Origin of the sequence: Pseudomonas sp. UYEF17, assembly GCF_040546125.1 — a bacterium.
In the GTDB taxonomy this organism is placed as follows: Bacteria; Pseudomonadota; Gammaproteobacteria; order Pseudomonadales; family Pseudomonadaceae; genus Aquipseudomonas; species Aquipseudomonas putida_Z.
In genome coordinates, this window is sequence record NZ_JBEPNE010000008.1 from 162,262 (window position 1) to 185,109 (window position 22,848).

At 65.7% G+C, this 22,848-nt stretch carries 19 protein-coding genes; 9 read left to right on the forward strand and 10 right to left on the reverse strand.

Features of this window, described 5'->3' with window-relative positions; genetic code table 11:
• The first annotated feature begins 274 nt into the window (after nucleotides 1-274).
• The 4 genes from pgm to ABIB24_RS15070 all read left to right on the forward strand — a co-directional run bounded on the left by pgm (nucleotide 275) and on the right by ABIB24_RS15070 (nucleotide 5,916).
• Nucleotides 275-1,912, forward strand: coding sequence for a phosphoglucomutase (alpha-D-glucose-1,6-bisphosphate-dependent) (gene pgm, locus ABIB24_RS15055; RefSeq protein ID WP_354316823.1), 1,638 nt, complete (start codon nucleotides 275-277; stop codon nucleotides 1,910-1,912).
• Nucleotides 1,913-1,990: 78 nt separating this feature from the next.
• On the forward strand, nucleotides 1,991-2,500 hold the full coding sequence (locus tag ABIB24_RS15060) for a sigma-70 family RNA polymerase sigma factor (RefSeq protein WP_274078792.1): 510 nt from the start codon (nucleotides 1,991-1,993) through the stop codon (nucleotides 2,498-2,500).
• Nucleotides 2,500-3,444: a FecR domain-containing protein gene (locus tag ABIB24_RS15065; RefSeq protein WP_085705235.1), complete on the forward strand. Its 945-nt coding sequence runs from the start codon at nucleotides 2,500-2,502 to the stop codon at nucleotides 3,442-3,444. The genes ABIB24_RS15060 and ABIB24_RS15065 overlap by 1 nt, the downstream gene beginning before the upstream one ends.
• A 66-nt stretch (nucleotides 3,445-3,510) precedes the next feature.
• Nucleotides 3,511-5,916 (forward strand): TonB-dependent siderophore receptor, encoded by a 2,406-nt coding sequence (locus ABIB24_RS15070; protein ID WP_354316824.1) that lies wholly within the window; start codon nucleotides 3,511-3,513, stop codon nucleotides 5,914-5,916.
• Between the two features lie 158 nt (nucleotides 5,917-6,074).
• Here ABIB24_RS15070 and ABIB24_RS15075 read toward each other — a convergent pair whose 3' ends face one another.
• Both ABIB24_RS15075 and ABIB24_RS15080 read right to left on the reverse strand, forming a co-directional pair.
• Complete coding sequence (locus ABIB24_RS15075; protein WP_025338851.1) at nucleotides 6,075-6,491, reverse strand: RidA family protein; 417 nt, start codon at nucleotides 6,489-6,491, stop codon at nucleotides 6,075-6,077.
• On the reverse strand, nucleotides 6,491-7,810 hold the full coding sequence (locus ABIB24_RS15080; RefSeq protein ID WP_025338852.1) for a flavin-containing monooxygenase: 1,320 nt from the start codon (nucleotides 7,808-7,810) through the stop codon (nucleotides 6,491-6,493). Before ABIB24_RS15080 ends, ABIB24_RS15075 begins: the two co-directional genes overlap by 1 nt.
• A 533-nt stretch (nucleotides 7,811-8,343) precedes the next feature.
• On the opposite strand from ABIB24_RS15080, the gene ABIB24_RS15085 reads away from it, so the two are divergent.
• Together ABIB24_RS15085 and argE are read left to right on the forward strand one after the other, a co-directional pair.
• The gene (locus ABIB24_RS15085; protein WP_025338853.1) at nucleotides 8,344-9,021 is read left to right on the forward strand and encodes a DUF1028 domain-containing protein; all 678 of its coding nucleotides are present in this window, start codon (nucleotides 8,344-8,346) and stop codon (nucleotides 9,019-9,021) included.
• Nucleotides 9,014-10,174, forward strand: a complete 1,161-nt coding sequence (gene argE, locus ABIB24_RS15090; protein ID WP_137163729.1) for an acetylornithine deacetylase — start codon at nucleotides 9,014-9,016, stop codon at nucleotides 10,172-10,174. Before ABIB24_RS15085 ends, argE begins: the two co-directional genes overlap by 8 nt.
• A gap of 123 nt (nucleotides 10,175-10,297) precedes the next feature.
• Here the strand turns inward: argE and ABIB24_RS15095 are convergent, their stop codons facing one another.
• The 3 genes from ABIB24_RS15095 to ABIB24_RS15105 all read right to left on the reverse strand — a co-directional run bounded on the left by ABIB24_RS15095 (nucleotide 10,298) and on the right by ABIB24_RS15105 (nucleotide 14,669).
• Nucleotides 10,298-11,566, reverse strand: coding sequence for a carbohydrate porin (locus ABIB24_RS15095; protein WP_137163730.1), 1,269 nt, complete (start codon nucleotides 11,564-11,566; stop codon nucleotides 10,298-10,300).
• 128 nt (nucleotides 11,567-11,694) lie between these two features.
• Nucleotides 11,695-14,112 (reverse strand): glucose/quinate/shikimate family membrane-bound PQQ-dependent dehydrogenase, encoded by a 2,418-nt coding sequence (locus ABIB24_RS15100; protein WP_274078794.1) that lies wholly within the window; start codon nucleotides 14,110-14,112, stop codon nucleotides 11,695-11,697.
• 206 nt (nucleotides 14,113-14,318) lie between these two features.
• Nucleotides 14,319-14,669, reverse strand: a complete 351-nt coding sequence (locus ABIB24_RS15105; RefSeq protein WP_046615410.1) for a cupin domain-containing protein — start codon at nucleotides 14,667-14,669, stop codon at nucleotides 14,319-14,321.
• A gap of 117 nt (nucleotides 14,670-14,786) precedes the next feature.
• Between ABIB24_RS15105 and ABIB24_RS15110 the strand changes: the two genes are divergently transcribed.
• Both ABIB24_RS15110 and ABIB24_RS15115 read left to right on the forward strand, forming a co-directional pair.
• Nucleotides 14,787-15,692, forward strand: a complete 906-nt coding sequence (locus tag ABIB24_RS15110; protein WP_025338858.1) for a LysR family transcriptional regulator — start codon at nucleotides 14,787-14,789, stop codon at nucleotides 15,690-15,692.
• Between the two features lie 105 nt (nucleotides 15,693-15,797).
• Complete coding sequence (locus tag ABIB24_RS15115; protein WP_025338859.1) at nucleotides 15,798-16,997, forward strand: MFS transporter; 1,200 nt, start codon at nucleotides 15,798-15,800, stop codon at nucleotides 16,995-16,997.
• Between the two features lie 169 nt (nucleotides 16,998-17,166).
• Here ABIB24_RS15115 and ABIB24_RS15120 read toward each other — a convergent pair whose 3' ends face one another.
• On the reverse strand, nucleotides 17,167-17,778 hold the full coding sequence (locus ABIB24_RS15120; protein ID WP_137163735.1) for a LysE family translocator: 612 nt from the start codon (nucleotides 17,776-17,778) through the stop codon (nucleotides 17,167-17,169).
• A 106-nt stretch (nucleotides 17,779-17,884) separates the two neighbouring features.
• Between ABIB24_RS15120 and ABIB24_RS15125 the strand changes: the two genes are divergently transcribed.
• Nucleotides 17,885-18,859, forward strand: a complete 975-nt coding sequence (locus ABIB24_RS15125; protein ID WP_354316825.1) for a GlxA family transcriptional regulator — start codon at nucleotides 17,885-17,887, stop codon at nucleotides 18,857-18,859.
• 151 nt (nucleotides 18,860-19,010) lie between these two features.
• Here ABIB24_RS15125 and ABIB24_RS15130 read toward each other — a convergent pair whose 3' ends face one another.
• The 4 genes from ABIB24_RS15130 to ABIB24_RS15145 form a co-directional block, all read right to left on the reverse strand.
• Nucleotides 19,011-19,862, reverse strand: a complete 852-nt coding sequence (locus ABIB24_RS15130) for a CAP domain-containing protein (protein WP_025338862.1) — start codon at nucleotides 19,860-19,862, stop codon at nucleotides 19,011-19,013.
• 221 nt (nucleotides 19,863-20,083) lie between these two features.
• Nucleotides 20,084-20,695 (reverse strand): cell wall hydrolase, encoded by a 612-nt coding sequence (locus tag ABIB24_RS15135; RefSeq protein ID WP_075045013.1) that lies wholly within the window; start codon nucleotides 20,693-20,695, stop codon nucleotides 20,084-20,086.
• Between the two features lie 35 nt (nucleotides 20,696-20,730).
• A complete protein-coding gene (locus tag ABIB24_RS15140; protein WP_075045014.1) occupies nucleotides 20,731-21,648 on the reverse strand; it encodes an AEC family transporter in 918 nt (305 codons plus the stop codon).
• Nucleotides 21,649-21,899: 251 nt separating this feature from the next.
• Entirely contained in the window at nucleotides 21,900-22,763 is an 864-nt protein-coding gene (locus tag ABIB24_RS15145; RefSeq protein WP_085705253.1) for a LysR family transcriptional regulator, read from the reverse strand.
• Between the last annotated feature and the right edge of the window lie 85 nt (nucleotides 22,764-22,848).

A 22,848-nucleotide genomic window follows, 5' to 3' on the forward strand; every position in this document is an offset into this window, starting at 1 on the left:
GAGACGAGGGACATGCTCGGGTCCATTGTGGGAGCGGGCGAGCCCGCGAAGCAGCCACCGCGGTGGCTGGCAAGTACCCTGTGGGAGCGGCTTTAGCCGCGAACACCGGCGCAGCCGGTGCCATGCACCGCGTTGGGTTCTTCGCGGCTAAAGCCGCTCCCACAGGGTATGCGGTGTGCTCACTGATTCTTTGCTGCCGCCCATCGCGCGGCATTGCAACTCTCAGTACACTGCACGCTCCAACACCAACATCCGTTGAACTCGAGGTTTCTGCATGACGCTCAGTCCTTTGGCAGGCAAGCCGGCTCCGGCCAGCGTGCTGGTCGATATTCCCCGGCTGCTCACCGCCTACTACACCGGCCGCCCCGACGCTGCCGTGGCGGCCCAGCGGGTGGCCTTCGGCACCTCGGGGCACCGTGGCACTTCGCTTGAATTGAGCTTCAACGAGTACCACGTCCTGGCCATTACCCAGGCCATCTGCCTGTATCGCCAGGAGAAGGGCATCGATGGCCCGCTGTTCATCGGCGCCGACACCCACGCACTGTCGGCACCGGCTACCGCCAGCGCCCTGGAAGTGCTGGCTGCCAATGGCGTGCAGGTAATGCTGTCCAAGGACGACGAATACACGCCAACACCAGCGGTTTCCCATGCCATCCTCTGCCATAACCGTGGCCGCGAGCAGGGCCTGGCCGACGGCATCGTCATCACCCCGTCGCACAACCCGCCGCAGAGTGGTGGCTTCAAGTACAACCCGCCCAATGGCGGCCCGGCCGACAGCGATGTGACCAAGTGGATCGAGGCCAAGGCCAACGAACTGCTTGCCGCTGACCTGGCGGGCGTCAAGCGCATGGACCATACCCAGGCGCTGCAGGCATCCACTACCCAGCGCCACGACTACGTGAGCAACTACGTGGCCGACCTGGAAAACGTCATCGACTTCGACGTCATCCGCAGCGCCAAGCTGCGCCTGGGCGTCGACCCGCTGGGCGGAGCAGGGGTGCGCTACTGGTCGGCGATTGCCGAGCATTACCAGCTGGACCTGGAAGTGGTGAACACCGAGGTCGACCCGACCTTCCGCTTCATGACCGTCGACTGGGACGGCCAGATACGCATGGACCCATCCTCGCCCTATGCCATGCAGGGCCTGATCGGCCTGCGCGAACGCTTCGACGTGGCTTTCGCCTGCGACCCGGACCACGATCGCCATGGCATCGTCACCCCCGATGGCCTGCAGCAGCCGAACAACTACCTGGCCGTGGCCATCGACTACCTGTACCGCCACCGCCCGCAATGGCGCAGCGATGCCGCCGTCGGCAAGACCGTGGTCTCCAGCGGCCTGATCGACCGCGTCACCCAGCGCCTGGGCCGTGAGCTGTACGAAGTGCCGGTGGGCTTCAAGTTCTTCGCCCAGGGCCTGTTCGACGGCACGTTGGGCTTTGGTGGCGAGGAAAGCGCGGGGGCTTCGTTCCTGCGCCGCGATGGCTCGGTCTGGGCCACCGACAAGGACGGGCTGATCCCGGCCTTGCTGGCTGCCGAGATGACTGCCCGCACCGGGCGCAACCCGAGCCAGGCCTACGCCGACCTGACCGAGGCGCTGGGCAAGCCGTTCGCCACCCGTGTCGAAGCCAAGGCCGATGCCCGGCAAAAGGCTTTGTTGAGCAAGCTGGCGCCGGAGCAGGTGAAGTCGACCGAATTGGCGGGTGAGCCGATCGTGCAGATCCTCAGCCATGCACCGGGCAACGGCCAGGCGATTGGCGGGCTGAAGGTGATGACTGCCAATGGCTGGTTCGCCGCGCGCCCTTCGGGCACCGAGGACATCTACAAGATCTACGCCGAAAGCTTCATCGACGAGGCGCACCTGCAGCGCCTGGTGCAGGAAGCGCAGGTGCTGGTGGATGCGGCGATTGCCTGACAGGTAACAAACCGCTTGGTTCTGCGGCATGGTGTAAATTAGAATTAATCTTATTTACGCCACCGCAGGGCCTTCCCCATGATCGACGCCGCGCCGCCACCGGAGCATAGCCTGCCTGCCCTGTACCGGGAACATCGTGGCTGGCTGGAAACCTGGCTGCGGCGGCGCATGGGCAATGCCTGGGATGCCGCCGACCTCAGCCAGGATACCTTCCTGCGTATCCTAACCAGCGCCCAGCCGCTGGCAGACATTCGCGAACCGCGTGCCTACCTGCTGACCGTGGGCAAGCGCCTGCTGAGCAACTTCCACCAGCGGCGCAGCCTGGAACAAGCCTACCTCGATGCACTGGCGCAGTTGCCCGAGCAGCATGTGCCCTCGCCAGAGCAGCGTTGGCTGCTGCTGGAAACCCTGCAAGCCCTCGACGAGTTGCTCGACGGCCTCAAGGCGCCGGTACGCAAGGCCTTTCTCTGGAGCCAGCTGGAGGGCCTGGGCTATGCCGAGATCGGCAAGCGCCTGGGTGTTTGCGAGCGCTCGGTCAAACGCTACATGGCGCAAGCCTACGAGCATTGCCTGCTGGCCGAACTGTAATGACCAGCCATTCCCCTGAAACCCGCGAGGCACTGCAGGCCGCCGCGCGCTGGCTGGCGCTGGTGGACTCTGGCGCTGCCAGCGAGGGTGACCTGCAGCGCCTGGAACAATGGCGCACCAGCAGCACCTTGCACGAACACGCCTGGCAAAAGGCACTGCTGTTGCGCCAGCGCTTTTCCGCGCTACCCGGCGCATTGGCCATGGCCACCCTGGACCGCCCGGATAGCGGCCGCCGGGCGCTGCTCAAGCAGGCCCTGGGCGTGGCGGCATTGTTGCCGGCGGCCTGGCTGGCAAGCCGCGAACTGCCGCTGGAGGCCTGGACCGCCGACATGCACACCGCGGTCGGGGAGCGCCGGCAGGTGCTGCTGAGCGATGGCACATTCGTGCAGTTGAACACCGACAGTGCGGTGGATATCGACCTGGGCGCGCGTCGCCTGACATTGCTGCGTGGCGAAGTGGCAGTCAGGTTGCCCGGCAACCTGAGCCTGACGTTGCAGGTGCCCTATGGCCAGGTCGCGCTGGATGCCGGCGAGGTGTGCCTGCGCCTGGTCGATCAGGCTTGCCGGGTATCGGTGCTCAAGGGCACGGCCAACCTGCAGCCGAGGCAAGGCCCGGCACTGCTGCTGCAGGCCGGGCAGCAAGCCAGCCTGCAAGTGGCCGGAGTTGGCCCTGTCACCGGCCTGGACGCCTGGCCGCTGGGCTGGCGCGAAGGCGTGCTGCGCCTGGAGGACCGCCCCTTGGGCGAGCTGCTGCACGAGCTGCGCAGGTACCGCCCCGGCGTGCTGCGCTGGGCGCCCGAACTGGAGGCCCTGCGCGTGACCGGTACCTTCCGCCTCGACGACACCGACCGGGTGCTGGCCTTGCTCGCCGCCAGCCTGCCGTTGCAGGTGCACACGCGCACGCGTTACTGGGTGAGCCTGGCCGCGCAAGAAAATCGCGCATGAGGCTGTCCCCTTTTTTTCGCTCACCGGTCATTACCGGTAGGAGCAAATAAAGGGGAGCCTTGTTCAATGCCTGTTGTCATGTCCAGCCGCCTGCGCCCACTGGCGCGTGCGGCACATCCGTTGTTCGCCATGAGCCTGTTGTTGTGTGCACCGGCCTGGGCCGATGAACCTGCCCGGCGCAGCTATCAGGTGCCAGCCGCCAGCCTGGGTGCCGCACTTACCCAGTTTGCCGACCAGGCCGGGGTCAGCCTGTCGCTGGACCCGGCGCTGGTCAACGGCCGGCAGAGCAATGGCTTGTCCGGCAGCTTCAGTGTCGACGAAGGCTTCACCCAGCTGCTGCGCGGCAGTGGCCTGCAGTTGCTGCCGGTGGGCGAGGGTGCTTTCACGTTGATGCCGGCCCCCCAGGCGAGTGGTGCGCTGGAAATCGCCCCGACCAGCATCGTCGGTGGCCTGGCCGCAGGCAACGAAACGCAACCCTATGCCGGTGGCCAGGTGGCCCGTCAGGGTTCACAGGGCTTGCTCGGCACGCGCGATTTCATGGAAACCCCGTTCAGCATCACCAGTTACACCAGCGAACTGGTGAAGAATCAGCAGGCGCGGACCTTGGGCGAACTGATCGCCAGCGACCCATCGGTGCGCGCCACCAACCCGGCGGGTGGGCGCTTCGAGCAGTTCACCATTCGCGGCTTCAGCCTGTTCAACAGCGATGTGGCCTACAACGGCCTGTACGGCATCCTGCCGACCTACTCGATCGACATGGAAATGGCCGACCGGGTCGACATCATCAAAGGCCCCAGCCAGCTGATCAACGGCATTTCGCCGCGAGGCAGTGTCGGCGGCGGCATCAATGTGCAGCCCAAGCGGGCCGGCGACCAGCCGCTCACCGAGTTTACCGGCAGTTATGCTTCGGCGGGCCAGGCAGGCGGTGCGGTGGACATTGGCCGGCGCTTTGGCGAAGGCCAGCAGTTCGGCGTGCGTTTCAATGGCGTGAAACAGGCAGGCGATACCGAATGGGACCACCAGCGTGTCGAGCGCGAAATGGCGGTGCTGGGCCTGGACTTTCGTGGCGAGCGCCTGCGGCTTTCGGCAGACCTCGGCCATACCGAGCGCGACACCGATGCACCGCAGGAGCGGGTGCTGATCGGTGCCAACGCCAAGGTGCCGGATGCCAACGACGTACGCCACAATTACGCCCAGGCCTGGAGCAAGGCGCGCACCAACGACACCTTCGGTGCGCTGCATGCCGAGTACGATATCAGCGAGTCGCTGCTGGCCTATGGCGCGGTCGGTGCGCGCAAGAGCAACCATGACTTCCTGCGCCACAACGTGTCCATCAGCAACGATGCCGGCGACTTCACCGTGCAGCCGCGCGACTTCACCCGGGATGAAACCGTGCGTACCGCCATGGCCGGCGTGCGCAACTGGTTCCATACCGGGCCGGTCAGCCACGAACTGAACCTGGCCGCCACCTACTTTTACATGGACTTCACCAACGGTGGCGCCCGCTACGCCTCGGCGCCCAGTAACCTCTACCACCCGGTGGCCACGCCGACACCGGGCACGCCAACCCGCATCGACCCTGAGGTGTACACGGAAAACCGCTTTTCCGGCGTGGCCCTGGCCGACACCCTGGGCTTTTTCGACGACCGCCTGCTGCTGACCCTGGGCGCGCGCTGGCAGCGGGTGCAGGTGGATGACTGGAGCGACGGTATCAAGGGGGATACCGCCTACGATGAAGAGAAGGTATCGCCCTCGGGCGGTGTGCTGCTCAAGGTTACCGACCAGCTGTCGTTGTATGCCAACTACATGGAGGGCCTGAGCCAGGGCAAGATCGCGCCGTCGACATCGGTCAACGAAGACCAGATCTTTCCGCCGTTCACCAGCCGCCAGGTCGAGGTGGGGGCCAAGTACGACCTGGGCCAGGTCGCCTTTACCGCCAGTGCCTTCCGCATCCGCCAGCCCGCCTACGAAACCAACCCCACGTCGCGGGTGTTCGGCCCCAATGGCAAGCGCGACAACCGCGGTATCGAACTGAGCGTGTTCGGCGAGCCCGTGCAAGGCGTGCGCGTGCTGGGCGGGGTGATGTACATCGACAGCGAACTGACCGACACCATCGGTGGCGCCTACGATGGCAACCGCGCGCCGGCCACGCCCGAGTACAACGTCAACCTTGGCGCCGAATGGGACGTGCCCGGGGTGAACGGCCTGACCCTGACGGCGCGGGGCATCCACTCGAGCTCGCAGTACCTGGACCAGAACAACAGCAAGCAGATCGAGGGTTGGGAGCGTTACGACCTGGGGGCGCGTTATGCGTTCAAGGTGGAGGCCACCCAGGTTACCTTGCGCGCCAGTGTCGAGAACGTGCTGGACGACCGCTACTGGAGTTCGGCCGGGGCTTCGGATGACAGCGAGCCGGGGCTGACGCTGTCCACGCCGCGTACCTACCTGCTGTCGGCAACAGTGGGTTTCTAGCCCATTCTAAATGCTGGCGCATTCCCTGTAGGAGCGGCCTTGTGTCGCGAAAGGGCCGCAACGCGGCCCCAGGATTGATGCGCAACAGCTGAAATTGCTGGGGCTGCTTTGCAGCCCTTTCGCGACACAAGGCCGCTCCTACAGGTTGAACCGATCGGTCAGACCGAATCAGGCACCACGGCGATCACATCGATCTCCATCAGCCACTCGGCCTGGGCCAACCCGGCCACCACCAGCCCGGTGGAAATCGGGAACACGCCCTTGAGCCACTTGCCTACCTCCTTGTACACCGGCTCGCGGAAGCGCGGGTCGGTGATGTAGGTGGTGGTCTTGACGATGTGCGACAGGTCCGAGCCGGCTTCTTCGAGCAGTTGCTTGACGTTCTTCATCGCCTGCTCGGCCTGCGCCCGTGGGTCACCCAGGCCCACCAGGTTGCCTTCGAAATCGGTGCCGACCTGGCCGCGCACGTAGATGGTGTTGCCGGCGCGTACCGCCTGGCACAGGTCGTTGTCCAGGGTCTGGTTGGGGTAGGTGACCTTGGTGTTGAACATGCGGATGCGGGTATGGGTAGGCATCAGTGGGCTCCGAGGGTGCTGACGTTGCTGATCTTGGGTTGTTGCTGCTCATCCGCTGCGCGTTGTTCGCGGTCGCGGTAGGCGGTATAGGTGCGTTGCGTGGCGATGTGGCCGGCGACGTGCTTGGCGTCGTGCCACACGCCCCAGATGAACGACGAGCCACGACGCGACAGCCACGGCAGGCCAAGGAAGTACACACCCGGCTCGCGGGCCACGCCGCGTTGGTGCTGGGGCTTGCCGTTGGCGTCGAAGGTGTCTACCTGCAGCCAGCTGAAGTCGACACCGTAACCGGTGGCCCAGATGATGCTGGTGACGCCGGCCTTGGCCAGATCCAGCTGCTGCAGCGGGTTGCGCATGCACTCAGGGTCGGCCAGGCGTTTGCGGGCTTCGGGTTCTTCCGGCAGGTCCAGGCCGTTGCGTTCGATGTAGGCATCGGCGGCATCCAGCAGGGCCAGGTAGTTTTCGTCGCCGCGGTTGATGTTCTCGACCAGGTTGTCCTGGAAGCGCGCCACGCCGTTCTCGAACGACTGGGTCAGGCCGACCAGGGTCATGCCCTGGTGGGCGAGGGCGCGGAAGTCCACGGTGTGGCCGCCACGGGCGCCACTGACGGCAATGGTCACGTGCTCGCGGCCAGGCTTGGCGATTTCCGCATCCCACTCACCCAGCACGCCCAGCCACCAGCAGAAGTCGCGGTTGCGGTAAGCGCGTGGTGGGCGATCGTGGGCGCCGACCGAGAGGTACACCTGGCGCCCGGCACGCATCAGTTCTTCGGCGATCTGCACGCCCGAGGAACCGGCGCCGACCACCAGCACAGCGCCTTCTGGCAACTGCTCGGGGTTGTAATAGGCAGCGGAATGGATCTGGTGCAGGTTGCTGTCTTTCGGCGCGATGGCCGGGATCACCGGCTTCTGGAACGGGCCGGTGGCGGCGACCACGCGGTTGGCGCGAATCACGCCTTCATTGGTTTCGATGGTAAAACCGGGGCGGTCGCTGTTGCGCAGCACTTTCTTCACTTCGATGCCGGTGCGTACGGGCAGGTTGTACTTGCGTACGTACTGCTCGAAGTAGTCGGCCACCTGGTCCTTGCCGGCGAAGGCGTCGGCGTCGAGGTTGAATTCCAGCCCCGGGAAGCGGTCGTGCCAGACCGGGCCGTTGGCTACCAGCGAGTCCCAGCGGCCGGTGCGCCAGGCCTCGGCGATACGCTTGCGCTCCAGCACCAGGTGCGGCACGCCAAGCTTGCTCAGGTGTTCGCTCATGGCCACGCCGGCCTGGCCGGCGCCGACGACGAGGGTGTCGATTTCGAGGTTGTTCAGTGTCATGTCCGAGCCCTTGTTCAGGCGGTTTTTGTCAGGTCGGTTTGGAGGACCGCCGTTGCCTGGGGCCAGACTAGGGATGCCGTGGAAATGGCGAAAATAGTATTTAGCTGGGGCTTGCCGATAAAACGGCGAAGGGCCTGGATTCTGTGGCTTGCAGGGGTGGGTTGGTCAGGTGCCTGTCGTGGTTTTTTAGGTGGTGCGCAAATCGAGCGCCGCCCGCGCGGCGCTTCGCAGCACAAGGCTGCTCCTACATCTGTTTCGGGCCAGTAACGCCTATGCCAGCGCACGCGACCGCCTTGTTTGCCAGTCACGATATCGAGGTGGGCGCCAAGGGGCCGCGCGCTTTGCCGACAGGAATGATTGGCCCGAAACAGATGTAGGAGCAGCCTTGTGCTGCGAAGCGCCGCGCGGGCGGCGCTCGATCTCAGCCAGAGCAAAGTTTTTTCCTGCCTAACCCCTCGGAAAAAGGTCGTTTCGCCGGCCGAAAGGTTCAACCCAGAATGCCGTGTATCGCACAGCACAACAGGAACCATGACATGACTTTTTCCATCATCGGTCGTTGCCAGGAAACCGGCCAGGTCGGTATCGCCATCAGCTCTTCGAGCATCGCCGTGGGCGCCCGCTGCCCGTGGGTGCGTGCCGGTGTGGGTGCGGTCGCCACCCAGAACATCACCTTGCCGGCGCTGGGCCCGCAGATCCTCGATGCCCTGGAGCAGGGCCAGTTGCCGCCTGCCGCTGCGCTGGACCGGGTGCTGAGCGCCAATGGCTGGAGCGAGTACCGCCAGCTCACGGTGATCGACAGCCATGGCCAGGTGGCGCTGTTCACTGGCAAGGAAGCCTTGGGCACGCACTACGCCCTCGCCGGTGAGCAATGTGCGGCGGCGGGCAACCTGTTGGCCTCGACCCAGGTGATCGAGGCGATGGTGCAGGCCTTTGAACAAGCCGGCGGGCATCTGGCCGACCGCCTGCTGGCGGCCATGCACGCGGCGATGGCCGCAGGCGGCGAGGCGGGGCCTGTGCACTCGGCGGCGTTGAAAATTGCCGGCGAGCTGACCTGGCCGCTGGTGGACCTGCGCGTGGACTGGGCCGAGGCCGACCCGATCGGCGTGCTCGATGGCCTGTGGCAGGCGTATCGGCCGCAGATGCAGGACTACGTCACCCGCGCCCTCAACCCGACTGCCGCGCCAAGCTACGGGGTGCCGGGCGATGAGTGAATTTGCCAGTCGCGCACTGCTGGCCAGCCTGATCGGCTTTGCCACGGTCAGCCGGGATTCCAACCTCGAACTGATCAGCTTCATCCGCGACTACCTGGCCGAGCTGGGGGTGGAAAGCGAACTGTTCCATAACCCGGAAGGCACCAAGGCCAACCTGTTCGCCACCATCGGCCCCCGGGACGTTGGCGGCGTGGTGCTGTCCGGGCATACCGATGTGGTGCCGGTGGACGGCCAGGCCTGGACAGTCGAGCCGTTTGCCCTGAGTGAGCGCGACGGGCGCCTGTATGGCCGCGGCACGGCCGACATGAAGGGTTTCATCGCTTCGGTGCTGGCGGCTGTACCGGCGTTTCTCGCCCGGCCGTTGCGCATGCCGGTGCACCTGGCGTTCTCCTACGACGAGGAAGTCGGCTGCCTGGGGGTGCGCTCGATGCTGGCCGCGCTCGAGCAGCGCCCGCACAAGCCACGGCTGTGCCTGATTGGCGAACCCACCGAACTCAAGCCGGTGCTGGGGCACAAGGGCAAGCTGGCGATGCGTTGCCAGGTACATGGCGCGGCCTGCCACTCGGCGTACGCGCCGTATGGGGTGAATGCCATCGAGTATGCGGCGAAGCTGATCGGCAAGCTGGGTGATATCGGTGATGCCCTGGCGTTGCCGGAGCATCACGACGAGCGCTTCGACCCACCGTTCTCCACTGTGCAGACCGGTGTGATCAAAGGGGGCAGGGCGCTGAACATCGTGCCGGCGGAGTGCGAATTCGATTTCGAAGTGCGGGCCTTGCCGGGGTTCGAGGCGCAGGCAGTGGCCGACCAGTTGCAAACCTATGCCGAGGCCGAATTGCTGCCGCGCATGCGCAAGGTCAATGCCGCCAGCGCCATTCGCCTGCAGCCGTTGAGTGCGTATCCGGGGCTGGCCACGCCAGCGGATAGCGAGGCGGCTCGCCTGGTGGCGTTGCTCAGTGGTTCGGATGAGTTCGGTACGGTGGCGTTTGGTACCGAAGGTGGGTTGTTCGACCAGGCGGGCATCCCGACTGTGGTGTGTGGGCCTGGGAGCATGGACCAGGGGCACAAGCCGGATGAGTTCGTCAGTGTCGAGCAGTTGCGGGGGTGTGATGCCATGTTGCTGAGGTTGGTGGATTACCTCAGGCAGGGTTGATCGCGCTGGCTTCTTCGCGGGCACGCCCGCTCCCACAGGTACAGCACCGCCAGGACAGCCGGTGATATACCTGTGGGAGCGGGCGTGCCCGCGAAGGGCTGCAGAGCAGCCCCAATCAAGGTTTCAAAAGGTAGCCTTGACCTGCAGGCCAACCACCAGCGCGTTGTCGATGTCCTTCCCGGAGAACGCGCCCGGCTCGATGATGTACTGCACATCCGGGCGCAGGTTCAGCCACGGCGTGGCCTGGTAGCCATAGCTCAGCTCGACCAGTTGCTCGGCGCTGTCGATATCGGGGAACTGCTGCCCGGCATCGAACGCGGCATCTTCCAGCACGTCGCGGCTACGCGGGTTGGGCACGGCACGGCCATAGCCCAGGGCCACGGTATCCTTCGGGCGGCCTGCGAACGGCTTGTACAGCACCACGCCGGCGCCATACCACTTGGTGAACGGCGAGGCGGCCTTGCTCGACGCCGAGTACTGGCCGAAGGCATGCAGGCTGCGGCCCGGCAAGCCCTGGTCGTTCCACACGGCCTGGTCGACCAGCAGATAGTGGCCGCCGCGGCCGGACACTTCCTCGTCGCTGCCGATGCGCTTCACATCGGAGCTGTCGTAGTAGTAGCCCAGTTTGTATTCGCCAGGCAGCTCTCCCTGCAGCTTGTAGACCAGCTCTACCGGTACCACGGTGCCGGTGGTGTGCTTGGGGCCCAGGTGCCAGGCGCGGCTGGAGTTGCCGTTGCTTTCCGGGTCGACGTTGAACGCCGCCACACGCAACTGCCAGGACGGCGACAGGTCGTACTTCACCCGCACGCCCAGGTGGGCATTGGGGTAATTGGTCCAGCCACTGCCGCCAGACATGTTAAGCGGGTGGCCGCAGAAGCCGGCGTTCATGAAGTTGCACAGGATGCCACTGTCCAGGCCGCCCAGGTCGTTGCCCATGGCCATGTAGCCGAGCTTGACGTTGAGTGCCGGGGTGAACAGGGTGCGCTCGTAGCTCAATTCGGTCAGGCGGGTGTACAGGCCGCCGAAGTTTTCCTGGATCGGCAGGCGGTTGCCCACCAGGTCTTCCGAGGCGCTGTTGCCGCGGCGGTCGTTGATGGTCAGCTGGACCTTGCCACCGTTGTCCAGGCCATACAGTTTCGACAGGTCGAACTGCACGCCCAGTTTCAGGTTTTGCGAGTAGCGCGCCGAGCGGTGCAGGCCACCGTGGGCGTTGTAGGCGGTTTCGCCGCTGTAGTCGCCGGTGAACTTGACGCCGTCTTCTTCCAGTTGGTGACGCAGGCCGCCCCAGTCACCGGTCAGGGTGCTGCGGGTCATCAGGTCGCCGTCAGCCAGGGCGGTGCTGCTGGCCAGGGCCAGCAGCAGGGTGGGGGTGATGCGAATTGCGGATGGCATTGCTGAATCTCGGGTTGTCTTCTAAGGCCTCTTCGCGGGTGAACCCGCTCCCACAGGATTTTCACTGCCCTTGCAAACTGTGCAGTTCCTGTGGGAGCGGGTTTACCCGCGAAGGGGGCGACGCGGTGTTACGGCAACGCGTAAGAAATCACGTAGTCGCCACGGTCAGTCGACTGGCGCGCGCCGCCAGCCGTGACCACCACGTACTGCTTGCCGGTCTTCGGCGAGACGTAGGTCATCGGGCCGCCCTGGCTGCCCACTGGCAGGCGAGCCTTCCAGATTTCGTTGCCGTTGCTGCTGTCGTAGGCGCGCAGGTAGAAGTCCTGGGTGCCGGCGATGAACACCAGGCCACCCTGGGTCGACAGGGTGCCGCCCAGGGTCGGCAGGCCGATCTTGATCGGCAGGTGCATGCGGATGCCGAGCGGGCCGGTGTCCTCGACCGTACCCACCGGTACCTGCCACGCCACCTGGCGGGTCTTCATGTCGATGGCGGTCAGGGTGCCGAATGGCGGCGCCTGGCACGGGATGCCGGCCACCGACAGGAAGCGGTTCTTGTTCACCGCATACGGGGTGCCCTTGAGCGGTACTGCGCCCATGCCGGTGTTCAGCGCTTCGCCACCGGAAGCGGCGCCGCCCTTGTTCTGCGACGGGATCATCTGGATCCACAGGCCCAGGCGCATGTCGTTGACGAAGATGAAACCATGTACCGGGTCGGTGGAAATGCTGCCCCAGTTCATGCCACCCAGCGAACCCGGGAAGCTCAGCGACAGGTCGGTGCCCGGCGCGGTGTACAGGCCGTCGTAGCGCATTTTCTTGAAGTCGATGCGGCACAGCAGCTGGTCGTACGGGGTTGCGCCCCACATGTCCGATTCGGTCAGGGTCTGCGCGCCGATCTGCGGCATGCCCACCGACTTCGGCTGGGTTGGCGAGTACGGCTCGTTGGGGATGTTGCTTGGCTTGACCGGTACTTCGTCGACCTGGGTCAGCGGCTTGCCGGTGGCGCGGTCGAGCACGTAGATCTGCCCGGCCTTGGTGCCGATTACCACTGCAGGCACCGACTGGCCGTCGTCCTTGGTGAAATCGATCAGGCTCGGCTGCATCGGCAGGTCGAAGTCCCACAGGTCGTTGTGCACGGTCTGGAACACCCACTTCTGGTTGCCGGTGGTGGCGTCCAGGGCCAGTACCGAAGCGCCATAGGTGTGGTCCAGCTTGCTGCGTTCGACACCGTAGATGTCGGTGGACGACGAGCCCATCGGCAGGAACACGGTATTCATCGCCGGGTCGTAGGACATCGGGGCCCAGCTGTTGGGGGTGCTGCGCACATAGGTGCTGTCGCCCTGCGGCGCCTGGCGATCTTCCGGGTTGCCGGGGTCGAAGGCCCAGCGCATTTCACCCGTGATCACGTCGAAACCACGGATCACGCCACCAGGCATGTCGGTCTGGACGTTGTCGGCGACGCGGCCGCCGACCACCACGGTGGTACCGGCCATCAGTGGGGCCGAGGACAGCTGGTAGTAGGAGTCCGGCACATCGCCCAGGCCGGCCTTGAGGTCGACCTGGCCGTTGTTGCCGAAGCCCTGGCAGAACTCGCCGGTGTCGGCGTCGACGGCAATCAGACGGCCATCGATGGTGTTGGTCAGCAGGCGACGCTGGCAGTTGGCACCGGCCGGTACGCTGGCCGCGGTGATTGGCGAGCTGTTCGGCTGGGTCGGCTGGGCGATGGCGGCAGTGGCGTCGAAGTAGGCCATGCCACGGCAACGCTGCCAGACCTTGGACTGGGCGTTGATCGCGTTCTTCCACAGCTCCTTGCCGGTGTCGGCATCGAGGGCGATCAGGTTGTTGTGCGGGGTGCAGATGAACACCTTGTTGCCGACCTGCAGCGGGGTCAGCTGGTCTTCCGCACCGTTGCCGTCGCTGAGCGCCACATCACCGGTGTGGTAGGTCCAGGCTACCTTCAGCTTGTTGACGTTGTCGCGGTTGATCTGGTCCAGCGCGGCGAAGCGGCTGCCACCTTCGGTGTTGCCGTAGTGGGCCCAGTCCTTCTGCGCCTTGTCGGCCTCGACCGGGGTCATGCCCGGGCCTTTGCCGGTGGGGGCGACGCTTGGGTGGGCGACGAACATGTTGCCGGCGGCGATCACCAGCAGCACGGCCATCACCCCGGCAACGCCATAGGCACCGCGGCCGGCGCTGGTGCCATTGGCGCGGGCCAGCAGCGGGTAGACCAGCGCCACCACCATGCCGATTGCGCCGAACATGAACAGGCGCGAGAACAGCGGCCAGAACACCAGGCCAGCGTCGATCAGCGCCCAGATGGCAGTGCCGACCAGGAACGCCGCGTACAGCCAGGCGCCAGCCGGTTTGCGGCGAGCGATGAGGACGCCGGCGATGGCCATGGCCAGGCCGCCGACCAGGAAGTACCAGGAACCGCCCAGGCCGGCCAGCTTGACGCCGCCCGCAGCCAGGAGGAGGCCGAGCAGGGCGATGATCACGCCCAGGCCGACCAGGATGATGTTTGTGGCGCCAGAGGCGCGCGGTGTTTCTTTCATGCCAGGGATCTCAGCAGGTGGAATGCGCGCAGTGTAATCTCTTAGCTTGCTAATTAACAAGTTGGTACATAATTTTGTGGGGCGGATTGTCGCAGGGCTGAACTCTGCAAGGTGTGGCTAAAAGTCTAGATCATGCGTTTAAAATTGCAGTAAACAGGGTGTTCATGTCGGTTGGGTAACCCACGTTCGAGTTTCGATTACCGGATTCACGCCGGCCAAGGAGTGCCGCTGCTGTAGAACACCGCGAGCCAGATGGTGGCGGTGCCGGGGGCGGTCCACTCCACGCGGTGGCGGTAATGCGGCGGGATATCCAGGCAATCGCCCGGCGCCAGCAGGCGGGTGTGGCTCTCGTGCTCGAAGCGCAGGCCGGCGGCGCCACTGAGCAGCACGATCCATTCGCCTTCGGCCTGGTCGTACCAGAAACCGGGCGGGCTGGCCTGGCCGCTGGAGACGATACGTTCCACGCGCACGCCCGGGCGGCTGAGCAGTTGGTCGACCCATTCGGCGCTGGTGGGGTCGCAAGGGGGCAGGGCAGTCAGCAGGTTGGTCGGGATCATGGAAAACCTCGTTTGGAAGGGGGTGGTTCCACTATGGACGCAATTGCCGTACGCCGCGCTTCTTGACCGGCCCGGCTGTTTGTAAGAACTTTCCGGGATTTGGAAGACGGGCAACAAATGGACAAACTCCTGGCGATGAAGATGTTCGTGGCCACCGTCGATGCCCAGGGCTTTTCTGCCGCCGCACGCCGGCTCGGGCTGGCGACATCGTCGGTGACGCGCCTGGTCGATGCCCTGGAAGCAGCGTTGGGCACTACCTTGCTCAACCGCTCCACCCGCCAGGTCAGCCTGACCGAGGCCGGCGCCCGTTATTACGAGCGCGCGCGGGGTATTTTCGAGGCCCTGGACGAGGCCGATGCCAGTGTCGCCGATCGGGGCGAGGAGCCTGTCGGTGTGCTGCGCCTGTGCTTGCCGGTGGAGTTCGGCAGGCGGGTCATCGCCCCGCACCTGGGGCCGTTTTTGGCGCAACATCCAGCTCTGGAGCTGGACATCGACCTCAGCGACCGCCTGGATGACCTGCTTGACGGGCGCTATGACCTGTCGATCCGCCTGGGCGACCCGTCGCCCAATGACGAGCTGGTATGCCGCCAGCTGGGTCGCTTTCAGCGTTGGCTGGTGGCCAGCCCGGGCTACCTGGCCGGGCATGACGCGCTGGAGCATCCGCGGCAGCTGCTCGAGCACGCCTGCCTGCGCTTTCGCTACGGGCAGAAAGGGCGCCCCTGGCGCCTGGCCCGTGGGCAGGACAGTCTGGAACTGGATGTGAGCGGGCCTTTGCGCAGTGCCAATGCCGACATGCTGCGCGAAACCGCACTGGCGGGCAGCGGTATCGCATTGTTGGCCGACTGGCTGGTACGTGAGGATGTGGCGGCCGGGCGCCTGCAACGCTTGTTCCCCGATTGGCAGGCCAGCCCCGGCGCGGCCAATGACAGCATCAACGCCCTGTACCTGCCCAACCATCGTGGTTCGCGGCGGGTGAATGCCTTTATCGACTTTTGCGAAAATTTGCTGCAGCGCAGCACCTAGTGTTGCGCAGTGCGCAAAGCCCTGTTGCGCCAGCGCTGGATTCTCGCCAGGAGCGCGTCTGGGTAAGGTGGCCGGCATATTCCAGCCATTGCCGAGGACACTCGCATGAATCCCTCCCTTGCCGCCGCGCAGCCTGCAGTAACCGGCCTCAGCCGGGCCCTGGTCGCCCTGCTGGCGTTCTGCTGCGGCGCGATCGTCGCCAATATCTACTATGCCCAACCCATCGTCGGCCTGATCGCCCCGGACCTGGGGCTGTCCACCGAGCATGCCAGCCTGATCGTTTCGCTCACGCAGCTGGGCTATGCGTTGGGCCTGCTGTTGCTGGTACCGCTGGCCGACCTGTTGGAAAACCGCCGCTTGATGGTGGCTACCGCCGTGCTGGCCTGCGTCAGCCTGCTGCTGGCGGGCACCAGCAGCAGCGGCCAGGGCCAGCTGTTCCTCGGCTATGCACTGCTGATCGGTTTCAGTTCCGTGGCGGTGCAGATGCTCATCCCGCTGGCGGCGCACCTGGCGCCGGAGCAGCAGCGTGGGCGGGTGGTCGGCAACATCATGGGCGGCCTGCTGCTGGGTATCCTGCTGGCGCGGCCGTTGTCCAGCCTGGTGGCCGACTACCTCGGCTGGCGTGCGGTGTTCATTGGCGCTGCCGGGGTGATGCTGGCGATCATCCTGCTGTTGGCTCTGACCTTGCCGCGGCGGGTGCCCGAGCACAAGGCCAGCTATGCCGGGCTGATGCTGTCGCTGCTCACGCTGCTGCGCCGTTATCCCTTGCTGCGCCAGCGCTCGCTGTACCAGGCGTTGATGTTCGCGGCGTTCAGCCTTTACTGGACGGCGGTGCCGATGGCCCTGGCAACCGAGCATGGCCTGTCGCAGAGCCAGATCGCGGTATTCGCCCTGGTGGGCGCGGTGGGCGCCGTTGCCGCACCCATGGCCGGCCGCCTGGCCGATGCCGGGCATGCCCGGGCCGGTTCGCTGTTGGCGTTGTTGCTGGCGCCGGCGGCACTGTTGCTGGGGCTGACGGTGCCGGGCTACAGCGTGATCGGCCTGGGCCTGACCGGCGTGCTGCTGGATTTTGCGGTGCAGATGAACATGGTCATCGGCCAGCGTGAAGTGTACGCGCTGGACCCGGCCAGCCGCGGGCGGCTGAACGCGGTGTACATGACCAGCATCTTCCTGGGTGGGGCGCTGGGTTCGGCGGTGGCCAGTGCGGTGTTCAGCCAGTTTGGCTGGCAGGGTGTGGCGCTGGTGGGGGCGGGGTTGCCGGGCGTGGCCTTGCTCATCTTCCTGGCCAAAGCGCGCCGCGGTTGAATGCGAGCCCACAGGTTGTCGCGATCCCTGTAGGAGCGGCCTTGTGTCGCGATGGGGCGCGCAGCGGCCCCGGCAATATCAGCAGCGAAGCCGATATCCCGGGGCCGCTGCGCGCCCCATCGCGACACAAGGCCGCTCCTACAAGGATCGCGACAGCCTTTGCGTAGTGCTACCGCCCAAGCGGCAACGCCACACCAATCAAGGCAAACAGGCTGCCGCAGCAGCGATTGAAGCCTTTACCGCCCTTGGCCAGCCATGGCCGGATGCGAAACGCCAGGCGTGCCAACAGGTATTCGACCAGGAACTCGACGCTGGCAAAGGTTGCCGCCATCACCACGAACTGCAGCAGCAACCCACGCTGCGGGTCGATGAACTGTGGCAGGAAAGCACCGTAGAACAGCAGCACCTTGGGGTTGGCCATGGCCGACAGCAGGCCTTGGCGGAACAGGCCGGCATTGCCCAGCCGCGCGCTTTGCGCGGTCAGTTCCAGGTGCAGGCCCGGGCTGCGCCACAGCTGGATACCCAGCCAGATCAGATAGGCGCCACCCATCCACTTGAGCACGCTCAGCACCGAGGCCGAGGCCTGCAGCAATGCGCTGAGGCCGAACATGGCCAAGGCGATCAGGGCGCTGAAGCCAAACACCCCGCCGACGATGGTGAACAACGTCCGGCGTGCGCCATACAGGGCGCCGTGGGTCAGGGCCAGCAGGCTGTTGGGGCCCGGGGTCAGCGACAGGCCGATGCTGGCCAGCAGGTAGATGAGCCAGGTGTCGAGTGCCATGGTGGGGAATGCCTTGTTGATGGGGAGGGCGTCAGTCTATGGCGCCGACCTTGGCCGGCAAGGGTATGATCCGGACATTGAATGGTCGTTTCTGGACGCGATGCCAATGCTGCCCGATATCCGCTTGCTGATCTTGCCATTACCGGATTTTGCCCTGCTGCCGTTCGGCGCCTTTCTCGACAAGTTGCGTTTCAGCGCCGACGACGAGGACTACAGCCAGCAGCGCTACTGCAGCTGGACCGTGGCAGGGCTGACCCTCGACCCGGTGCCGTCGAGCAGCGGCGCTGTGGTGCAGGTCGAGGCCGTGGCTGGCCAGCTCGAGCTGGCCAGTTTCGACTACCTGGTGGTGTTCGGCGGGCGCAACGCCATGGCCACTGCCGCGCTGGCGCCTCGCTACCGGGCCTTGCTCAGGCAGGCCGGCAAGGCTGGCGTCAAGCTGGTGGGGGTCGACAACGGTGCTTTCCTGTTGGCCGCCTGCGGGTTGCTGCAGGGGCACAAGGGAGTGGTGCATTGGCGCCACGAAGCCGAATTTCGTGCGGCCTTCCCGCATTTGCAGGTGCTGAGTGAGCAGCTGTATTGCATCGACGGTAGCCGCATCACCTGCGCTGGCGGCACCGCGGCCATCGACCTGGCCGTCGCCCTGTTGTCACGCGCCTGCGGGCGGGCCCGGGCGCTCAAGGGCCTGGCCGACATGCTGGTGGATGAAACCCGCGATAGCCGCCATGCCTTGCGTTCCCTGGAACTGGGGACGGGGCAGGGGCGGCAGGTGCAGCGCGCGCAGGCGTTGATGCGTCATCACCTGGGAACGCCGTTGGCGGTGGAGCAGTTGGCGGCGGAGTTGGGCATCAGCCGGCGCCAGCTGGACCGGCAGTTTCACGCCAGCCACGGCATGAGCGCCAAGGCCTGGTGGCTGGAGATGCGCCTGCAACAGGCGCGCTGGCGCTTGCTCAATTCCAGCCACAGCCTGGCGCAGATTGCCGATGAAGTGGGCCTGGGCGATGCCAGTTACCTGGGCAAGTGCGTGCGGCGACGGTTTGGTTGCACGGCCCAAGCGTTGCGTGACGGCAATATCTCGCCCTGAAGCCCGGCGCGCACTCTGTAGGAGCGGCCTTGTGTCGCGAAAGGGGTGCGAAGCGCCCCCGGTATCTTGGCATCAATGCAAAACTGCCGGGGCCGCTTTGCGGCCCTTTCGCGACACAAGGCCGCTCCTACATAAAGCGCGTCAGCCGGGTCTACTGCGGCGTCCCGAACAACCCTGTCCAGTAAATCCCCGCATCACTCTTCGGGTCCACTGCATAAGCTGCGCCCAGCTCGCGGAAGTCCGGGTTCATCAGCGTCGCGCAATGCCCCGGGCTATCCAGCCAGCCATCGACCACCTTGCGCGCGGTGTCACGCCCGGCGGCGATGTTTTCGCCGATCTGCTGGTACAGGTAGCCGGCCAGCTCTGCCCGGTCACCGGGGGTGCGGCCATCCTTGTCGATGTGGTCGAAGAAGTTCTGGTTGGCCATGGCCCGGGTGTGGTTGGCGGCAACCCCGGCCAGCACCGTGCTCCAGCTCAGCGCGGGGGCGGCGGCGAAGGGCTGGCCACCGCATTGGCGCGGCACCTTGCGCGCGGCGTTGATCTCCTGCAGCACCTTCTGCCCCTCGGCCTGCCAGTCGCCCAGGCGGCCACTGAGCAGCGGCCGGGCCAGCACGATGCGCCAGTCGCGGCCTTCCTGGCTGACGCCGATATCGACGAACTGCGGGTCGAGCACCACCTGGCAGAAGCTCTCTTCGATGGCGTGCATGGCAGCGCGCGCATCACGCGGCCCCGACAGGCTGATGGCCTGCACATTGACCATCGGGTAGGCGGCGCGGGTCATGGCCTGCTGCAGGTCGCGGGTACCCTCTGGCGACAGCGCCAGGCGGGTATCGCTGTTGAGCGGCGGCAGCTCCAACGACGCTTCGCCACCGCAGGGCTGGGCCTTGCTGCGGTAGACATTGATCGAATCGATCAGTTGCGCCTCTTCGCCGGTGGCAGCCAGTGCCCCGGCCGAAACGACCAGGCCCAGCGACAAGGCGGCAACGGATGACAGGACGCGCATGTGGATCTCCCTATGACTGGCAGCGTCGTGGTTTGCGCTGCTCATCCTACACAAGCCCGGGGCTTTTGGCCCGGGATCGTGCAAAGCAATGAAAACGCCGGCATTCGTTGCTGGCGGCAAAAGAGGGAGTAGACCACTGATCATCGGAAAAGTGCGAACAGTTGGTAATCATTCTTATCGAAGCACAGCGGTCAGCCCGTTTGCCGGCGCCCCGGCGGGTATCAGCGCGCCACCGCCTGGTTCGGTTTGTAGAACAGAAAATGCCGGGTCTGCGCCGTCCGGCGGTAGGCTTTGGCCCAGTCCGGGCGCACATTGCGGTCATGGAAGTACAAGGCACCTCCGGTGCGGTCTTTCAACTGCTGGTTGAGCGCCTTGCGCGCGATTTCCTTGGCAATGCCGTAGCGTTGCGCTTCTTCGACCTGGTCCGGGCGCCCGTCGCACCACCAGGAGAACTGGCAGGCCTTGCTTTCCACACCCTGCTTGACCACGCCGCAGATGGTATCCGGGAAGCCATCGTGGCCCAGGCGGTTGAGCACGACGTTGGCCACGGCGGCCATGTCTTCGGCGTCGGCACCCTTGGCCTCCCAGTAGATGGTGCGGGCCAGGCAGGTGATGCTGTCATCCAGCGGCGCCTGGCCGGCCGGGTCCACTGCCTGCGCTTCGCCCGGTGTGAGGGTCTCGGCCTTTTTCGGGGGTGGTGTGTCATTCACCACTTTTTCCTCGAGCACCTCGGCCTTGTCCTCGGCGACGGCAGCCTTGGCCGGGTCGGCCGCGTGCAAGGGGCCTGCGAGCAGGGCCGAAACCAGGCCGATCACCATCCACGAAAGGCGCATGATGCAAGCTCCCGAACTGTGGGCTGGTTCACAGTCTAGCCAAGCGCGAGCATCAGCACCAAAGGCAGGGTGGCGGCGGCCAACACGGTCTGCAGGGCGATGATGGTGGCCATCAGCGGTGCGTTACCGCCCATTTGCCGGGCCATCACATAGGAAGATGACGCGGTCGGCAGTGCCTGGAACAGCACCGCCACCACCGCTGCCTGGCCACCCAGGCCAAGCAGGCGGCACAAGCCCCAGGTGGTCAGCGGCATGACCAGGAACTTGAATGCCGACGCCGCCATCAGCGGGCGCACCTGCTGGCCCAGGCGGGCACCACCCAGGGCTGCGCCGACGCACAGCAGGCCCAGCGGCAGGGCGGCCTGGCCCAGGGCCTTGACCGTGGGTTCGATACCCGCTGGCAGGCCCAGCCCGCTGGCGCGCAGCAGCAACCCGCCGGCGCAACCGACGATCAAGGGGTTGGCGAAGATGGCCCGCAGCACTGTGGCCGGTGAGCTATGGCGGGCACTGAAGCGGGCGAACACCAGCACGCAAAGCAGGTTCACCAGTGGCACGATGGCGGCGTTGGCCACCGCCGCCAGGGCGATGCCGGCGCTGCCGTAGATACCCGCTGCAAGGGTGGCGCCGATGTAGTTGTTGAAGCGGATGCCGCCCTGGAACACCGAGGTGAAGTCGGCACCGTCGTGGTTGATTGCGCCCTGGTACAGCACCAGCAGCACGGCCCCGGCCAGGGTCGAGAGCATCAGCACGCCGACCATGCCCAGCACCGGCACGCCATCGAGGTTGGCGGTGGCAAGGCCATGGAGAAACAGCGACGGCAGCAGTACGTAATAGCTCAGGCGCTCGGCGCCGGGCCAGAAGTTATCGGCGAGGAAGCCGCGCAGGCGCAGGAAAGTGCCCAGGGCAATCAGCAGGATGATCGGCAGCAGGGTAGTCAGCAGCAGGTGGAGCATGATCGACGTTCCGTGGTCGGGTACGGGGCACAGACTACTGGTGCGGATCGATCTGTAAAAACGTTGTTTTCTGCACTGACCATTGAGAAAAAATGCATGGTTGAAGTCGACACTGGCTCTTGTAGGAGCGGCCTTGTGTCGCGAAAGGGGGGCGAAGCGCCTCCAGGATATCGGCATCGCCACAAAATTGCCGGGGCCGCTTTGCGGCCCTTTCGCGACACAAGGCCGCTCCTACAAGGCCCTGCGAACCTTCACGCCTCCAGCGCAGTCTTCAGCACCGCACTCAAATGCCGCCGCTGGCTCTTCTCATGCTCCAGCAACACCACCCGCCGGGTCAGCTGCGGGTCGCCAAACGGCAGGCAGGTGGCCGGTGGCAAGCGTTGCAGGTCGTCATCGGCCATGGGGATGATTGCCACGCCCAGGCCCATCACCGCCATGCGCGCCAGCGCTTCCTGGCTGTCCAGCTCCATCTGCTCGCTCACCTGCAGATGCTGGCGGCGCAGCTCCTGCTCGATCTGCCGCCCGGCCCAGGCACGCTTGTCGAAGCGCAGGAACGGCTGGCTGGCCAGCAACTGCGGCACGCTTAACCCGGCCAGGTCGGGGCTGGCGATGGCCCAGAAGCGGTCTTCGAACAACGGCGTGAAGTCCAGGCTTTGTGGGTAGGGGCTGACCGGCTCGGTGGTGATCGCCGCATCGAGTTCGCCGTCTTCCACCCGCCGTGCCAGTTCTGCCGACATGCCGGAGGCCACGCTGACATGCAGCTGCGGATGGTGCGCCTTGATCCACACCAGCGCCTTGGGCAGGCGCCGCGCCAGCACCGTGTGGATCGCCCCCAGGCGCAGGCGGCCGCGCAGGCTCGGGCCGCTGGCCAGGGCGTCGGCCAGTTCGTCATAGCTAGCCAGGATGGTCTCGGCGCGGGCCACCGCCAGCTGGCCGGCTTCGGTCAGCGACACCTGCCTGCGGCTGCGGTCGAACAAGGTCACCTGCAGTTCGTCTTCGAGGGTCTTGATGTGCAGGCTCACCGCCGAAGGGGTGAGGCTGAGCAGGTCGGCGGCACGGGCGAAGGTGCCGTGGCGGGCGATGGTCACCAGGGTGCGCAAGGCTTTGAGGGACATGCGGGTGAGGTCCGGTTTCAAGCTGACAGAGCTGCATTGTCAGGCCCGGCCCTATCGCCGGCAAGCCAGCTCCCACAGGTACGGC